Origin of the sequence: Frigoribacterium sp. CFBP9030 (assembly GCF_034045195.1) — a bacterium.
In the GTDB taxonomy this organism is placed as follows: Bacteria; Actinomycetota; Actinomycetes; order Actinomycetales; family Microbacteriaceae; genus Frigoribacterium.
Genome location: NZ_JAXCWG010000016.1, coordinates 13,607 through 29,386 on the forward strand (window position 1 = coordinate 13,607; position 15,780 = coordinate 29,386).

The 15,780-nt window shown below is 73.3% G+C and carries 11 protein-coding genes; 8 read left to right on the plus strand and 3 right to left on the minus strand.

The window, feature by feature from the left end; all coding sequences use genetic code 11:
• Positions 1-83: 83 nt before the first annotated feature.
• The 3 genes from SOM13_RS13810 (at position 84) to SOM13_RS13820 (ending at position 3,317) form a co-directional block, all read left to right on the plus strand.
• Complete coding sequence (locus SOM13_RS13810) at positions 84-563, plus strand: DUF1810 domain-containing protein (protein WP_320480048.1); 480 nt, start codon at positions 84-86, stop codon at positions 561-563.
• 62 nt (positions 564-625) lie between these two features.
• Positions 626-1,480 carry an NAD-dependent epimerase/dehydratase family protein gene (locus tag SOM13_RS13815; RefSeq protein ID WP_320480049.1) on the plus strand — a complete coding sequence of 285 codons (855 nt, stop codon included), beginning with the start codon at positions 626-628 and terminating at the stop codon, positions 1,478-1,480.
• A gap of 151 nt (positions 1,481-1,631) precedes the next feature.
• Positions 1,632-3,317: a bifunctional phosphatase PAP2/diacylglycerol kinase family protein gene (locus SOM13_RS13820; RefSeq protein ID WP_320480050.1), complete on the plus strand. Its 1,686-nt coding sequence runs from the start codon at positions 1,632-1,634 to the stop codon at positions 3,315-3,317.
• 126 nt (positions 3,318-3,443) lie between these two features.
• Here SOM13_RS13820 and SOM13_RS13825 read toward each other — a convergent pair whose 3' ends face one another.
• Both SOM13_RS13825 and SOM13_RS13830 read right to left on the minus strand, forming a co-directional pair.
• Positions 3,444-4,424: an aldo/keto reductase gene (locus SOM13_RS13825; protein ID WP_243216398.1), complete on the minus strand. Its 981-nt coding sequence runs from the start codon at positions 4,422-4,424 to the stop codon at positions 3,444-3,446.
• Positions 4,425-4,526: 102 nt separating this feature from the next.
• On the minus strand, positions 4,527-4,733 hold the full coding sequence (locus SOM13_RS13830) for a hypothetical protein (protein ID WP_192060968.1): 207 nt from the start codon (positions 4,731-4,733) through the stop codon (positions 4,527-4,529).
• A 223-nt stretch (positions 4,734-4,956) separates the two neighbouring features.
• On the opposite strand from SOM13_RS13830, the gene SOM13_RS13835 reads away from it, so the two are divergent.
• From SOM13_RS13835 to SOM13_RS13850, 4 genes are all read left to right on the plus strand, one after another.
• A complete protein-coding gene (locus tag SOM13_RS13835) occupies positions 4,957-9,903 on the plus strand; it encodes an Lhr family ATP-dependent helicase (protein WP_320480051.1) in 4,947 nt (1,648 codons plus the stop codon).
• A 3-nt stretch (positions 9,904-9,906) separates the two neighbouring features.
• Positions 9,907-10,683 carry a DNA-formamidopyrimidine glycosylase family protein gene (locus SOM13_RS13840; RefSeq protein ID WP_320480052.1) on the plus strand — a complete coding sequence of 259 codons (777 nt, stop codon included), beginning with the start codon at positions 9,907-9,909 and terminating at the stop codon, positions 10,681-10,683.
• A gap of 233 nt (positions 10,684-10,916) precedes the next feature.
• Positions 10,917-11,606 (plus strand): peroxiredoxin-like family protein, encoded by a 690-nt coding sequence (locus tag SOM13_RS13845; protein WP_320480053.1) that lies wholly within the window; start codon positions 10,917-10,919, stop codon positions 11,604-11,606.
• Between the two features lie 177 nt (positions 11,607-11,783).
• Entirely contained in the window at positions 11,784-12,455 is a 672-nt protein-coding gene (locus tag SOM13_RS13850; RefSeq protein WP_320480054.1) for a peroxiredoxin-like family protein, read from the plus strand.
• A gap of 132 nt (positions 12,456-12,587) precedes the next feature.
• On the opposite strand, the gene SOM13_RS13855 is transcribed toward SOM13_RS13850, so the two are convergent.
• Complete coding sequence (locus SOM13_RS13855) at positions 12,588-14,150, minus strand: APC family permease (protein ID WP_192060963.1); 1,563 nt, start codon at positions 14,148-14,150, stop codon at positions 12,588-12,590.
• Between the two features lie 90 nt (positions 14,151-14,240).
• On the opposite strand from SOM13_RS13855, the gene SOM13_RS13860 reads away from it, so the two are divergent.
• Positions 14,241-15,776, plus strand: coding sequence for a PQQ-binding-like beta-propeller repeat protein (locus SOM13_RS13860; RefSeq protein WP_320480055.1), 1,536 nt, complete (start codon positions 14,241-14,243; stop codon positions 15,774-15,776).
• The last annotated feature ends 4 nt before the right edge of the window (positions 15,777-15,780 follow it).

A 15,780-nucleotide genomic window follows, 5' to 3' on the forward strand; every position in this document is an offset into this window, starting at 1 on the left:
GCCGCAGGTGCGTGCGGTCGATGCGCGCCGCCCCGTGGGCAGCCGACCAGACTAGCGGGTCCGGTGCGGCGTAGAACAGATCGATGAGCGACACCCACGACTCCGACCCGCGCAGCCGCGAAGGCGACGCCGACGTCGCCACCGACCCGTTCGACCTCGCCCGCTTCGTCACCGCCCAGGAGGCGCACGGCACCTACGACCGCGCCCTCTCCGAGCTGCGCGACGGTCGCAAGACGAGCCACTGGATGTGGTTCGTGTTCCCGCAGATCGCGGGGCTGGGTCGCAGTGCGACGGCGCAGCACTACGCGATCGGGTCGATCGGAGAGGCCCGCGCGTACCTGGCGCACCCGCTGCTCGGGCCGCGGCTGTGCGAGAGCGTCGACGTGCTGCTCGCCCTGCCGACCTCCGACGCCGAGGCGGTGTTCGGCGGTGTCGACGCGCTGAAGGCGCGCTCGTCGCTGACTCTCTTCGCGCAGGCGGAGCCCGCCGAGCCGCGGTTCGGGCGCGCCCTGACGGAGTACTTCGGCGGCGAGCGCGACCAGGCGACCCTCGGCCTCCTCTGACGCGCACGCCGCCGCGCCCCCCGGCACGGATCGAGGAGGCGCGCGAGGGATAGCCTCGGAGCATGAGCGTTCTGATCGCGGGCTGCGGCGACCTGGGCACCGAGGCGGGTCTGCGGTTCGCCGCCGACGGCCACCGCGTGGTCGGACTCCGCCGCCGCGCCGACCTGCTGCCCGCCCGCATCGAGGGTCGCTCGGTCGACCTCCGTCGCGAGACCCCCGTGGTCGACGACGACACCGAGGTCGTCGTCGTCGCTCTGGCGGCCGGCTCGCGCACGCCGGGCGAGTACCGCGCCACCTACGTCGACGGGCTGCGCCACGTGCTCGACGGGATCGCGGCGTCGGCGGCCGACCCGCGCCTCCTCGTCGTCTCGTCGACCGCGGTCTACGACGTCGCCGACGGCGGGCTCGTGACGGAGGAGACCCCGGCGCGCGGCGGAACGCCGACCGCCGACGTGCTGCTCGAGGCCGAGCGGCTGCTGCGCGAACGGGCTCCCGAGGCGGTGCTGCTGCGGCTCGGCGGGGTCTACGGGCCCGGTCGCGAGCGACTGATCGAGCAGGTGCGCAGCGGTGCGGCCACGCTGTCCGACCGGCCTGGGGGGTCGCCGCACACGAACCGCATCCACCGCGACGACGCCGCCGCCGCGATCGTGCACCTGACGACGACCGTCTCGCAGCCCGAGTCCGTCTACCTCGGCGTCGACGACGAGCCCGTCCGCCTCGACGACGTGCTGCTGTTCCTCGCGGACGAGCTGGGGGTCGAGGCTCCCCCGAGCGCGCCTCCCACCGGGCGGCAGTCGGGCGGCGACAAGCGGCTCTCGAACGCGCGGCTGCGGGCGACGGGGTTCGCGTTCGCGTACCCGACGTTCCGCGAGGGGTACCGGGCCGTGATCGCCGGCGAGGGCGCGCGGCACGCCTGACCCGGCACGGCTGCTCCTCCTTCATGCGGGGCCCGTCGTCGCGTGGTCGGAAGATGCTCTTGCCGGCGCCCGGAAGAGCATCTTCCGACCACTCGATCGGCGCGGCCCGACGCGCGACCGAGCGCCAGGCGGCCCCGGGTACGGTGGACGCGTGCTCCCCGACCACGACGTCCCTGCCGCCCGACGACGGATCCTCCCCGTCATCACCCTGCCGATGGGCGTGCGCCGTGTCGACCGCGCGGCCGCGAACCTGATCAACGGTCGCGAACGGCACCCGCGATCGGATCGCGCCTGGAAGCGCCTCTCGCACTCGGCCGACCACGGCACGCTCTGGCTGACGACCGCCGCCGTGCTGCTGCTCGTCGGCAACCGCCGCGCCGGTTCGCGCGGCGCGCTCTCGCTCGGGATGGCCAGCCTGATCGCCAACGCGGTCGGCAAGAACCTCGTCGGGGGTCCGCGGCCTCTGCTCGACGACGTGCCCATCGGCCGTCAGCTGCGTCGCCAGCCTCGGAGCGCCTCCTTCCCCTCCGGCCACACCGCCAGCGCGATCGCGTTCGTCACCGGGGTGGCGCTCGAGTCGCCCCGCACCGGTCTCGTGCTCGCTCCGCTGGCCGCCGCCGTGTCGTACTCGCGGCTGAAGGTCGGCGCCCACTGGCTGTCCGACGTGGTCGGCGGCGCGCTGCTCGGCGCCGGGGTCGCGGTCGCGGGCCGGCTCGTGCTGCCCGTGCCGGCGCACCCCGTCGGACCGGCCGCTCTGGCCGGCGAACCGATCGGACTGCCCGCGTCGGCGCGCGGCGAAGGCGTGCTCGTCGTCTCGAACGGGGCGTCGGGGGCTGCTCGTCGGCGAGACCCCGTGACCCTGCTGCGCAAGCGGCTTCCGGAGGCGCGGTACAGGTCGCTCGGCGACACCGACCTCGGCGAGATGGTCGCCGCCGAACTGCGGCGGCGGAATCCTCCGCGGGTGCTCGCGGTCGTCGGCGGCGACGGGACGGTCGAGACCGCCGCCCGCGTCGCGCTCGAGCACGATCTGCCGCTGCTCGTCGTGCCCGGCGGCACCTTCGATCACTTCTCCCGCGCGGTCGGCACGGACTCGGTCGAGACCGCCGTCGCCGCCCTCGCCGCCGGCACCGGTGCGCGGGTCGACGTCGCCGCGGTCGACGTCGACGGCGAGCCGCACCACCTCGCGATCAACGCCACGGCCCTCGGCGTCTACGCCGACTACCTCGCCGAGCGTGACCGACTCGAAGGGCGGCTGGGCAAGCGCGTGGCCGGGCTCGTGTCCGGGGTGCAGATCCTGCGACGGGGGCGCACGGTGACCTTCGAGCGGGACGGCGATGCGGCGAGCGCCGGTGGCCCTGGTGCGGCCAGCGTCGGTGCGCCGGGCGCCGATGCGCCGGGCGACGGTGCGACGGGCGACGGCGGCGCTGTGCGCCAGGGGGCCGCGCGCACGGCGTGGTCGGTCTTCGTCGGGGTCGGGCGCAACGACGACGACGTCGTCTCGCCCATGCGGCGCCGGGCCCTCGACGACGGCTCGCTCGAGGTCCGCACCCTGTCGTCCGGCTCGAGACTCGGCCGTATCGGCGCGCTGTCGTCGCTCGCGTTCGGCCCGAGGAGCACGGCGACCCTGCGCCTCCTCGGTCTCCTGCCCGAGAAGGAGGCGTTCTCGACCGAGGTCACCTCGCGGTTCGCGGTGACCGTCGCAGGGGCGCCCCGCCCGGCGATCGCTCACGACGGCGAAGGCGACACCTCGCTGCCCGAGACCGCCGAGCGCGACGGGTACCGCTACGAGGTGCGCCTGCTGCCCCGGGCGTTGCGCGTGTACCGCCCCCGCGGCTAGCGCCGCACGCCCCACACCCCGGAACCGGCGTCACACCCCGCGTTCTCGGGGTGTCACGCCGGATACGAGGTGTGACGGGGCCTGCCCGGCCCACCGGGTGCGCTCAGCGGCGCACGGCCGGGTGCGCTACCAGCGCGGGTGCACGGCCTCGCGGAAGTACTTCTCGTAGATGCGGACGACCTCGGAGTCGAGCCCCTCGTCGAGCGTCACCTCGCCGGCCGCGGCATTGGCGCGCGCCTGCTCGACGTTGCGGGCGCCGGGGATGACGGTGCTGACGCCGGGCTGGTCGACGATCCAGGCGAGGGCCGCCTGGGGCACGGTGACGCCCTCGGGCACCGACTCGGCGAACTCGCGAGCCGCGGCGACGCCCTGCTCGAAGTCGACGCCGCTGAAGGTCTCGCCCTGGTCGAACGCCTCGCCGTTGCGGTTGTAGCTGCGGTGGTCGTTCTCGGCGAAGGTCGTCTCGGTCGTGTACTTGCCCGAGAGCAGACCGCTGGCCAGCGGGACGCGGGCGATGATGCCGACCCCCGCCTCCTCGGCTCGGGGCAGCACCTCGTCGAGCGGCTTCAGCCGGAACGCGTTGAGGATGATCTGCACGGTCGCGAGATTCGGGCGGGCGATGGCGGTGAGGGCCTGGGCCGTCTCTTCGACGCTGACGCCGTAGGCGGCGATCGCGCCGTTCGCGACCAGCTCGTCGAGCGCGTCGTACACGGCGTCGCTCTCGAAGACGGGCGTGGGCGGGCAGTGCAGCTGCACGAGGTCGAGGGTGTCGACGCCGAGGTTGCGGCGTGAGCGGTCGGTCCATTCGATGAAGTTCTGGCGGACGTAGTTGGCCGGCAACTGGTCGAGACGGCGGCCCATCTTGGTCGCGACGGTGACGTCGACCTCGGGGTTCGCGGCGCGGAACCGGCCGATGATCTGCTCGCTGCGCCCGTCGCCGTAGACGTCGGCGGTGTCGAAGAAGGTGACCCCCGCCTCGACGGAGGCGCCCAGCACCTCGAGCGCGTCGCTCTCGGTGACGTCACCCCAGTCGGCTCCGAGCTGCCAGGTGCCGAGGCCGATGACGGATACTTCGCGGCCGGTGCGGCCGAGTGTGCGACTGTGCATGCGGCCAGCGTAGGCGGTGCCGCCGACACCGGGCCGAGGAGGCGCGGGCCGGCTCAGCGACGCGGGTCGCCGCCCCGTGGAGCCCAGGAGGAGCGGGTCGGCTCAGCGACGCCGGGTCGCCGCCCGGGCGAGTGCGAACGCGACCGCGATCAGCGCGACGGCGATGACGACGAAGGCCGCCCCCGCCACGACGTGCGCCTGCAGGATCCGCACCAGACCGACGAGGAGGGCGAGCGCCGAGGCGAAGGCGAGCGCCTTGCTGACGGCCAGCTGCCCGCGGCGGAGAGCCGCGCCTCCTCGGCGGGTCATCCGCGACTCGTCGCTCGACGGCCGGGGCCGGCGGACGGGTCGATGCGGAACGCGGGGGGCATGCGACCACCGTAGCCGGGCCGCCGGCCGCGCCCGGCGACGGTCGGTCGGGGAGTCACGACCCGCCGCGAGGGAGTCGGGGCGCGCGGCGTGTCGTGACTCGTCGAGGCCCCGAGGAGGCGCGTGAGACGGAATGTCAGTGGTCCGGAGCAAGATGGCACCGATGAACGACGTGCTCGACCGCTTCTCCCCCGCCACCCGCGAGTGGTTCCGCGGGGCGTTCGCCGCGCCGACCCGCGCGCAAGAGGGCGCCTGGGCGGCCATCAGCCAAGGCGACCACGCACTCGTCATCGCGCCCACGGGGTCGGGGAAGACCCTGGCGTCGTTCCTCTGGTCGATCGACTCGCTGGCGTCGACGCCCCCGCCCGAAGAGAAGCTGCACCGCACCCGCGTCCTCTACATCTCCCCTCTCAAGGCCCTCGGCGTCGACGTCGAGCGCAACCTCCGGTCGCCTCTGGTCGGCATCACGCAGACGGCCCGGCGACTCGGCACCGAGGCACCCGACATCACGGTCGGCGTCCGCTCGGGCGACACCAGCTCGAGCGATCGCGGGCGGCTGGCCCGCACCCCGACCGACATCCTCATCACGACACCCGAGTCGCTCTACCTGATGCTCACCTCGCAGGCGCGCGAGACGCTCAAGGGCGTGCAGACCGTCATCATCGACGAGGTCCACGCGGTCGCGTCGACCAAGCGGGGCGCCCACCTCGCCCTCTCGCTCGAGCGACTCGACGCCCTGCTCGACAAGCCGGCCCAGCGCATCGGCCTCAGCGCGACGGTGCGTCCGCCCGAAGAGGTCGCGAGGTTCCTGGCCGGCCCGGCGCCGGTCACCATCGTCAACCCCCGCGCCGACAAGAAGTTCGACCTGCGGGTCGTCGTGCCGGTCGACGACATGACCGAGCTCGGCACGGCCGCACCGCTCGAGGGTTCGGCGGCGGGCGCGGCGCCTCAGGGGTCGATCTGGCCGCACGTCGAAGAGGGCATCGTCGATCTGATCGCCGAGCACCGGTCGACCATCGTCTTCTCGAACTCGAGGCGGCTGGCCGAGCGCCTGACCGCACGACTCAACGACATCTGGATCGAACGCCAGGGCGGCGACCTCGAGACCGCGGTGCGGGCCACCGAAGAGGCACGGGGCCAGCTGGTCTCGGCCGGCACGGGCGGTGCCGAGCTGACAGTGGGCGGCTCGGCGGGCGACGGTTCGGCGGGTCAGCGAACGGCAGGTGACGGCACGGATGCCGAGGTCGCCGAGGTGGACCCGTTCGCGCCCTCCCCGCCGACTCGCAACCCCGCCGTCGGCGGCGGCGCGCCCGCGCAGCTGATGGGCGGCTCGGGGCAGACCTCGGGCTCTGATCCGCTGCTCGCACGCGCCCACCACGGGTCGGTGTCGAAAGACCAGCGGGCGCTCATCGAAGACGACCTGAAGAGCGGTCGGCTGCGATGCGTGGTCGCGACCAGCTCGCTCGAGCTCGGCATCGACATGGGCGCCGTCGACCTCGTCATCCAGGTCGAGTCGCCGCCGTCGGTCGCGAGCGGTCTGCAGCGCGTCGGGCGCGCCGGGCACCAGGTCGGCGAGACGTCGCGGGGCGTGCTGTTCCCCAAGCACCGCGCCGACCTGATCCACTCCGCCGTCGCCGCAGAGCGCATGGTCGCCGGCCTGATCGAAGAGCTGCGCGTGCCGACCAACCCCCTCGACGTCCTCGCGCAGCAGACGGTCGCCGCCGTCGCGCTCGACGAGCTCGACGCCGACGAGTGGTTCGAGACGGTCCGGCGCAGCGCCCCCTTCGCGACTCTGCCCCGCTCGGCCTACGACGCGACGCTCGACCTGCTCAGCGGCAAGTACCCCTCCGACGAGTTCGCCGAGCTGCGCCCCCGCATCGTGTGGGATCGCGTGCACGGCACCCTCACCGGCCGACCGGGCGCCCAGCGTCTCGCCGTGACGAGCGGCGGCACCATCCCCGACCGGGGTCTCTTCGGCGTGTTCATGGTGGGCGAGAAGGCCGCGCGCGTCGGCGAGCTGGACGAGGAGATGGTCTACGAGTCGCGGGTCGGCGACGTCTTCGCCCTCGGTGCCACGAGCTGGCGCATCGAAGACATCACCCACGACCGCGTGCTCGTATCGCCCGCGTACGGCCAGCCCGGTCGTGTCCCGTTCTGGAAGGGCGACGGCATCGGCCGCCCGGCCGAGCTCGGCAAGGCGATCGGCGGCTACATCCGCGAGCTCTCCAACTCGAGCGAGGCCGACGCGACGACGCGGGTCGCCGCCGGCGGACTCGACGAGCGCGCCGCCCGCAACCTCATCGCGTTCCTCACCGAGCAGAAGGCCGCCACCTCGTACGTGCCGACCGACACGACGCTCGTCGTCGAGCGGTTCCGCGACGAGCTCGGCGACTGGCGCCTCATCCTCCACTCGCCCTACGGCATGCAGGTGCACGCCCCGTGGGCCCTCGCCGTGTCGGCGCGCATCCGCGACCAGCTCGGGGTCGACGGCGGGGCGATGGCCGCCGACGACGGCATCGTCGTGCGGATCCCCGACACCGACGCCGAGCCTCCGGGGGCCGAGCTCTTCTCGTTCGAGCTCGACGATCTCGACGACATCGTCACCGAGGAGGTCGGCGGGTCGGCGCTGTTCTCGTCGAGGTTCCGCGAGTGCGCCGCCCGCGCCCTGCTGCTGCCGCGGTACAACCCCGGCAAGCGCTCGCCGCTCTGGCAGCAGCGTCAGCGCTCGTCGCAGCTGCTCGACGTCGCCCGCAAGTACCCGTCGTTCCCGATCGTGCTCGAGGCGGTGCGCGAGGTGCTGCAAGACGTCTACGACCTCCCCGCGCTGATGAGCCTCACCCGCGACCTCGCCAGCCGCACCGTCCGCATCGTCGAGACCGAGACCGAGGTGCCCTCGCCCTTCGCCCGGTCGCTGCTCTTCGGCTACGTCGCCGCGTTCATGTACGAGGGCGACTCGCCCCTCGCCGAGCGCCGCGCCGCGGCCCTGTCGCTCGACTCGACGCTGCTGCAAGAGCTGCTCGGGCGCGCCGAGCTGCGCGAGCTGCTCGACGCCGACGTCATCGATCAGCACGAGCTCGAGCTGCAGCGACTCGCCCCCGACCGGCGCGCCCGCGACATCGAGGGCGTCGTCGACCTGCTGCGTCTGCTCGGCCCGCTCACCACCGACGAGATCATCGACCGCAGCTGGCTCGCGGCCACGCTCGTCGCCGGCGACGTCGCGGCCCGCGACGACGCGCACCGCTCCCTCGAGACGGCCCTGACCGATCTCGCCTGGTCGAATCGCGTGCTGCGCTTCACCCACTCCGGCGTCGTGCGCTGGGCGGGCATCGAAGACGCCTCGCGCCTCCGGGACGCCCTCGGGGTGGCCCTGCCGATCGGGGTGCCGACCGCGTTCGTCGAACCCGTCGACGACCCCCTCGGCGATCTCGTCGGCCGGTACGCGCGCACCCACGGGCCCTTCACCTCGGCCATGGTCGCCGAGCGGCTCGGGCTCGGCGGCGCCGTCGTGCTCGACGCCCTCCGCAAGCTCGCGACGCAGCGCCGCGTCGTCGAGGGCGAGTTCCGACCGCGTCAGCAGGGCAGCGAGTGGTGCGATGCCGAGGTGCTACGGCGCCTCCGCGGCAAGTCGCTCGCCGCGCTGCGGCACGAGGTCGAGCCGGTGGCGCCCGAGACGCTCGGCAGGTTCCTGCCCGCGTGGCAACACGTCGCCACGGGGCTGAAGGGCTCGGGGCTGCGCGGTCTCGACGGGGTGCTGCAGGTCGTCGACCAGCTGAGCGGGGTCTCGCTGCCCGCCTCCGCGTGGGAGTCGCTGATCCTCCCCGCCCGCATCACCGACTACAGCCCCGCGATGCTCGACGAGCTCACCGCCACCGGCGACATCATCTGGTCGGGCACCGGCACCCTGCCCGGCAACGACGGCTGGGTCAGCCTGCACCTCGCCGACGGTGCGCAGGTCACCCTGCCCGAGCCGTCGGGCGCCGAGACCGACGACCTCCAGCGCGAGGTGCTGGCGGCGCTCGCGGGCGGCGGCGCCTACTTCTTCCGCCAGCTCTCGGACGCGGTCGGCAGCACCGACGACGACGCACTCGTCACCGCGATCTGGCAGCTGGTCTGGGCCGGGCAGATCACCAACGACACCTTCGCCCCGCTCCGCACCCAGGTCGGCGGTGGCAAGGCCCCTCGGCCCCGTGCACCCACCCGCTCGCGGTCGTCGTACCGCAGCCGCGGTCGCATCGCGATGCCCCGCCAGGCCGGTCCGCCGACGGTGGGCGGTCGCTGGTCGCTGCTGCCGCTGGCCGAGCCCGACGGCACCATCCGGGCCGCGGCGACGGCCGAGATCCTGCTCGAGCGCCACGGCGTCGTCACGCGCGGCGCCGTCGTGAACGAGGGCGTGCGGGGCGGCTTCTCGACGGCGTACAAGGTGCTCAGCGGCTTCGAAGAGACCGGTCGCGCCCGCCGCGGCTACTTCATCGAGGGGCTCGGGGCGGCGCAGTTCGCCACCGGCCCGACCGTCGACCGCCTCCGCTCGTTCATCCGCGACGAGGGCGACCGCCGAGACGACGACACCCTCGTCGCCGCCGGTCGCCAGCTCGACGTGCCCGTGGTCACGCTCGCGGCGACCGACCCCGCGAACCCGTACGGCGCCGCACTCCCCTGGCCGGGGCAGACACTCGACGGCGCCCCCGCCGACGAGGCGGCCCGCGCGGCGGCGAGCGCGGCCGAGGCGGCCTCCGCTGCGGCGGCGACCACGGCGACGGGAGCCGGGGCGCGGGGCGAGGCGGGCTCCGCGGTCGACGCAGGAGGCGCGGCGACGAAGAAGAGATCGGGTCACCGCCCCGGGCGCAAGGCCGGCTCGCTGGTCGTGCTGGTCGACGGACGGCTGACCGTCTACGTCGAGCGGGGCGGCAAGACCGTGCTGACCTTCGGCGAGCCCGACGAGCGCGAGCTGGCCCTGGCGGCCGCGTCGCTGGCCTCGACGGTGCGGACGCGTCTGAAGAAGCTCGCCATCGAGCGGGTCGACGGCGAGTTCGTGCTCGGCACCGCCCTCGGCGACGCTCTGCGAGACGCCGGCTTCGCCCCCACCCCCAGCGGCATCCGATTGAGGTCGTGACCGATGCCTGAAGGAGACACCGTCTACCGCGCCGCGACCAACCTCGACGCGGTGCTGCACGGGCAGACGCTGACGGCGACCGACTTCCGGGTGCCGGCGTTCGCGACCGTGGATCTGACCGGCGAGGTCGTCGACGACGTCATCCCGCGGGGCAAGCACCTGCTGCACCACATCGGCGACCTGACGCTGCACACGCACCTCAAGATGGAGGGGTCGTGGCATGTGTACCGCCACGGCACGAAGTGGCGGCGCCCCGCCTACCAGGCGCGGGTCGTGCTCGAGACGGCCGAATGGGTCGCCGTCGGGTTCGATCTCGGCCTGGTCGAGCTGGTCGCGCGCGACCCCGAAGACAGCGTCGTCGCGTACCTGGGCCCCGACCTGCTCGGCCCCGACTGGAACGCCGCGACGGCGCTCGCGAACCTCGAGGCCGACCCCGGGCGCGAGGTCGGTCTCGCCCTGCTCGATCAGCGGGTGCTCGCCGGCGTCGGCAACGTCTACCGCAACGAGCTGTGCTTCCTGCGGGGTGTGCTGCCCACGCGTCCCGTCGGCGAGGTCGAGAACCGGCCCAAGCTGATCGACCTCGCGCACCGTCTGATCCTCGCCAACAGAGACCGCGTCGACCGCACGACGACGGGCAACCTCCGGGGCGTGACCGACTGGGTCTACGGGCGGGCCGGCAAGCCGTGTCTGCGCTGCGGCACGAAGATCCTCCGGGGGACCCTCGGCGAGAGCGAGCTCGAGCTGCGTGACACGTACTGGTGTCCGCACTGCCAGAGCTGATGCGCCGGTGCGAGTGAAACGGACGTGCCGCCGCCCGTGAGGCCGGGTGCGATGCGCCACCGCCGCCGTGTGCGACCGCCGGCGTGTGCGACGCGGCGTGTGTGACGCCGTGTGCGACGCGGCGTGTGACGCCGCGTGACGCACCCGGGCCGCCCGCCCAGCTCGCCTGCCTACGATCGGCCGCAGCCGAACTGCACGTACCCGACGTGCCGCTCACCGCCGAGAGGACGACCATGTCGAACGCCGAATCCCCCACCACCCCCCGCATCGCCGACCAGGTGACCGAGTTCGACGAGGGGTTCACGGCGCAGATCGGGCCCGAGTTCTCGAAGGTGTTCGCCGACGAGCAGAGCGCCCTCCGTGCCGCGGGCACCCCCGACGACGCGGTCGCGGCGGGCGACACGATCGTCGAGGCGACCCTCGTCACGCCCGCCGGCGACGAGGTCTCGCTCGCCGAGACCGTCGGAGAGGGCCCCGCCGTGCTGGTCTTCTACCGCGGAGCCTGGTGCCCCTACTGCAACCTGACGCTGAAGACCTACCAGGCCGAGCTGCTGCCCCGGCTCCGCGAGCGGGGTGTCGCGCTGGTCGCGATCAGCCCCCAGACCCCCGAGGGGTCCGAGGCGTCGGTGACCAACGGCTCGCTCGAGTTCCCCGTGCTGTCCGACCCGGGCAACGTGTTCAGCGGTGCGCTGGGCATCCGCACCGAGCCGAGCGCCGACGCGCGTGCCGTGCACGGTCAGCTGGGGTTCGACGTCGCCGACAGCAACGCCGATGCGACGGGTGACATCCCGTTCCCGACGGTGCTGGTCGTCGACCGCGACGGCACCGTGGTCTTCGCCGACGTGCACACCGACTACACGACCCGGACCGAGGTCGACGAGATCGTCGCGGCGCTCGACCTGCTCGAGACGCCCGGGGCCTGACCCGCAGGAGGCGCGGGTCGACCCGACACGCGCCTCCCGACCCGCAGGCGCGACGGCCCGATCGAGGCACCCGGTGCACCCGGGCCCGCACCCGGGCCCGCACCCGGGCCCCGCACCCGCGCACTCCACTACGCTCAGGGGACTCTTCGCGCCTCGACCCGTTAGGACCACGACGACATGACGTCCCAGGACATCGCCACGCAGGTCGCCGACTTCCGACGGACCTTCAACGCCGAGATCGGCCCCGACCTCGAGGCGATCTTCGAGGCCGAGCAGGCTCACCTCCGCTCGCTCGGGGTGCCGGCCGACGCCGTTCGCGTGGGCGACCAGATCGTCGACGCCGCGCTCCTCACCCCCACCGGTCGTGACATCGCGCTCATCGACGCGATCGGCGCATCTCCCGCGGTCGTGGTCTTCTACCGCGGCGCCTGGTGCCCCTACTGCAACATCACGCTCAAGACCTATCAGGACGACCTGCTTCCGGCGCTCCGCGAGCGCGGCGTCGAGCTCGTGGCCATCAGCCCGCAGACGCCGGCCGGGTCCGAGAAGTCCGTCGCCGCCGGCGACCTCGAGTTCACCGTGCTGTCCGACCCGGGCAACGTGCTCAGCCGCGCGCTCGGCATCGCGACCGAGCCGAGCGTCGGGGCCCGCGGCGCCCAGCTTGAGCTCGGCTTCGACATGGCCGACGACAACGTCGACGGGTCGGCCGAGATCCCGTTCCCGACCGTCCTCGTCATCGACGGCGACGGCCGCGTCGTCTTCGTCGACATCCACACCGACTACACCAGTCGCACCGAGGTCTCCCTCGTGCTCGAGACGCTCGACCTGCTCGAGCTGGGCGTCGTCTGACCCTGCCGGCCGGCGCAGGTCGTCCGAGTCCGCACTCCCGAAGCACGGACGCAGGAGGCGCGGGTCGGGCGAACCCGACCCGCGCCTCCTGAGAATCGACGGCCTCGCAGTCGAGGCCCGCCGCTAAGGGCGCTACGGGCGCTCGACCCCCGACGCAGCCGACGTCCCGACCCCGGCATCGGCCGATGCGTCCTCGCCCCGACCGACCCGCGAGTGCCGCCGTCCGTACGCGAAGTACACGATCACGCCGAGCACGAGCCAGGCCGCGAACCGCGCCCAGGTCAGCGTCGTCAGGTTCAGCATCAGCCACACGCAGAGCGCGGCCGACAGGATCGGCAGCACCGGCGACAGCGGCACGCGGAACGCCCGCGGCAGATCGGGGCGCTTGCGACGCAGCACGATCACGCCGATGCTGACCAGCACGAACGCCGAGAGGGTGCCGATGTTGATCATCTCCTCGAGCACTCCCACGTCGGTGAACGCGGCGACGAACGCGACGACCGTCCCGGCGATGACCTGGATGCGCACCGGGGTCTTGCGGGTCGGGCTCGTCTTCGCGAGCCAGCGGGGCAGCAGGCCGTCGCGGCTCATCGAGAACACGATGCGCGACAGGCCGAGCAGCAGCACCATGATGACCGTCGTCAGACCGGCGAGCGCGCCGACCGAGATGACACCGGCGGCCCAGTCGGCGCCCACGAGGCGGAACGCGGTCGCGAGCGAGGGGTCCTCCTCGCCGGCCAGGTCGCGGTACGACACCATGCCGGTCAGCACGATCGAGACGAGCACGTAGAGCACGGTCACGACGGCGAGACCGAGGAAGATGCCGCGGGGCAGCGTCTTCTGCGGGTTCTTGACCTCTTCGGCGCTGGTCGCGACGACGTCGAACCCGATGAATGCGAAGAAGACGAGCGACGCCGCGGCGAGCAGCCCGAAGACGCCGTACTGCGCGGGGGCCGCGCCGGTCATGAACGAGAACATCGACTGCGACCAGGTGTCGCTCGCGCCGGCGCCGTTCGCGCTCGGCTCGGCGGCGGGCACGAAGGGCGTGTAGTTCGCGGCGCGCACGAAGAAGAAGCCGACGACGATCACGAAGAGCACGATCGCGACCTTGATGATCGTGAACACGGCGCCGACGCGGGCGGTCAGCTGCGTGCCCGCGACGAGCAGCGCGGTGAAGACGGCGACGATCAGGAACGCCGGCCAGCTGACCTCGATGCCGCCCAGCATGAAGGTCGCGGGGATGCCGATGCCGAAGGTCTCGAACGCCGATGCGAGGTACACGCCCCAGTACTTGGCGAGCACGGCCGAGGCGGTGAACATCTCGAGGATGAGGTCCCACCCGATGATCCAGGCGAGGAACTCGCCCATCGTCGCGTAGGTGAACGTGTAGGCGCTGCCGGCGACCGGGATGGTCGACGCGAACTCGGCGTAGCACATGATCGCGAGCCCGCAGGTGAGCGCGGCGAGGATGAACGACAGCGTGACGGCCGGCCCCGCGTAGTTCGCGGCGGCGTTCGCACCGACCGAGAAGATGCCCGCGCCGACGGCCACGGCGACGCCCATGAGCGTCAGATCCCAGGTGCCGAGCGTGCGCTTCAGGCCGTTCTCGGCGATGTTCGAGTCGGCGATCGACGACTCGACCGACTTCGTGCGCCACAGGCTGCGGGGCCCGCGGGTGGGCGTGGGGTTCGCCATCTCGTCTCCTCGTTCGACGGTGCCGGCCCCCGCCTGGGGACGACGCGCCAGCATACAAGGAGGCGCGCCCTTCCCTCGTACGATGACGCCATGGGGAATGACACGGGCTGGCTGCGGGGTCGCTGGCACCGCGCCTCCTCGGGGCGTCGCGTCGCGACGGTCTTCGCCGCCCTGCTCGTCGCGACCGCGGTCGTCACGACGCTCGGCGTCGGCACGCAGCCCGTCTACCCCGAGTGGTCGGAGGGCGACCAGCTGCTCGGCGACCTGCGGATCGCACCGGAGGGCGAGCTGTGGAGCACCGATCTCGCGGCGATCCACGGCACACCGCTGCCCGAGGGCTGCCGGGGGATGCGACCGGTCGGCGAGATCGGGGGCGACGCCGTGATCGTGAGCTCGGCGACCGCCTACGACGGGTGCGACGGCTCGGTCGCCCTGCTCGCCCGGGTCGACCCGGCGACCGGCGAGGCCCGGTGGGTGGTCGATCTCGCCTCTCGGCTCGGGGAGTCCGGGCTGTACATGAACATGTTCCGTGACGACGAGGGGCCGCTCGCCACGGTCGTCGGGCAGTCGGCGCCGAGCTCGCGCGCGGTGCGGGTCGATCTCGACAGCGGCGCCGTGCTCGCCGACGTCATCGGGGCCGACGACGAGGCCGGGCCCGCCCAGCAGATGTCCGGAATCGCCTCGGGGCGCATGCTCGTGGCGCTGCAGCCCCGCGACCGCGTCTCCGACGGCGGCCTCGACCTCGAGTACAGCGACGGCGAGACGACCCCGTACCGCCTCGTCGACGTCGACGACCCCGACACGGCGATCTGGAGCGGCGACGTCGGGACTAGCGACACCCCGCTGCTGCTCGGGTCGTACCTGGTCGTCGAGAGCACGGACGGCCCGGTGGTGATCGACGCCGCCAGCGGGGATCAGCACCCCGTGCCCGGTGGCGCCGCGACGATCGAGGACGCCGGGGTCTCGCGCGATCTGCTCGTGGCCACGGTCACGACCCGTGCCGGCGAACGCGAGGCCATGGCCCTCGACCGGTCGGGCGCGCTGGTCTGGTCGACCCCGCTCGAACTGACCGAGACGGTGACGGTGACCGACGACTGCATCGTGCTCGACCAGGCGCCCGCGACGCTCGAATGCCTGTCGGCCGACGACGGCGCCAGTCGGTGGAAGCGGGTGCTCGACCTCGACGACGACTACACGGCACGGGTCGACGCGTATCAGCAGGTCGTCGGCGGGGGCACGATCGTCGTCAATGCGGGCTCCGCCGAGGCGGGCACGGCCGACCTCGAAGGGGTGCATCCGACGACCCTGCTCGGCCTGTCTCCGGCCACGGGCGAGACGACCTTCTCGGCCGAGGTGCCGGCGCTCTCGTATCTCGCCGGTCTGGCGCGGACCGTCGGCTTCTCGAACGCCTACGTCGGCCAGGACTTCTCGCAGACGATGGTGACGGCGTTCGACCTCTCCGACGGGCGGCGGCTCTGGCAGCAGCGGTCGCCGTCGCGGGGCACGCTCGACTTCTGGGCGGGCGCGCTCGTGTCGGTCGACGCCGACGGGGTCGCGCACGGGTTGCGGACGCAGGCCGACGTGGTGCCGCCGACCGCCGACGCCGCGACGTCGCCGCTCGGCTAGCCCG

Bases quoted from the DNA above. Each gene is read 5' to 3' on its own strand.
- SOM13_RS13810 (WP_320480048.1), top strand. From the start codon at position 84: ATGAGCGACACCCACGACTCCGACCCGCGCAGCCGCGAAGGCGACGCC.
- SOM13_RS13815 (WP_320480049.1), top strand. From the start codon at position 626: ATGAGCGTTCTGATCGCGGGCTGCGGCGACCTGGGCACCGAGGCGGGT.
- SOM13_RS13825 (WP_243216398.1), bottom strand. From the start codon at position 4,424: ATGCACAGTCGCACACTCGGCCGCACCGGCCGCGAAGTATCCGTCATC.
- SOM13_RS13830 (WP_192060968.1), bottom strand. From the start codon at position 4,733: ATGACCCGCCGAGGAGGCGCGGCTCTCCGCCGCGGGCAGCTGGCCGTC.
- SOM13_RS13835 (WP_320480051.1), top strand. From the start codon at position 4,957: ATGAACGACGTGCTCGACCGCTTCTCCCCCGCCACCCGCGAGTGGTTC.
- SOM13_RS13840 (WP_320480052.1), top strand. From the start codon at position 9,907: ATGCCTGAAGGAGACACCGTCTACCGCGCCGCGACCAACCTCGACGCG.
- SOM13_RS13845 (WP_320480053.1), top strand. From the start codon at position 10,917: ATGTCGAACGCCGAATCCCCCACCACCCCCCGCATCGCCGACCAGGTG.
- SOM13_RS13850 (WP_320480054.1), top strand. From the start codon at position 11,784: ATGACGTCCCAGGACATCGCCACGCAGGTCGCCGACTTCCGACGGACC.
- SOM13_RS13855 (WP_192060963.1), bottom strand. From the start codon at position 14,150: ATGGCGAACCCCACGCCCACCCGCGGGCCCCGCAGCCTGTGGCGCACG.
- SOM13_RS13860 (WP_320480055.1), top strand. From the start codon at position 14,241: ATGGGGAATGACACGGGCTGGCTGCGGGGTCGCTGGCACCGCGCCTCC.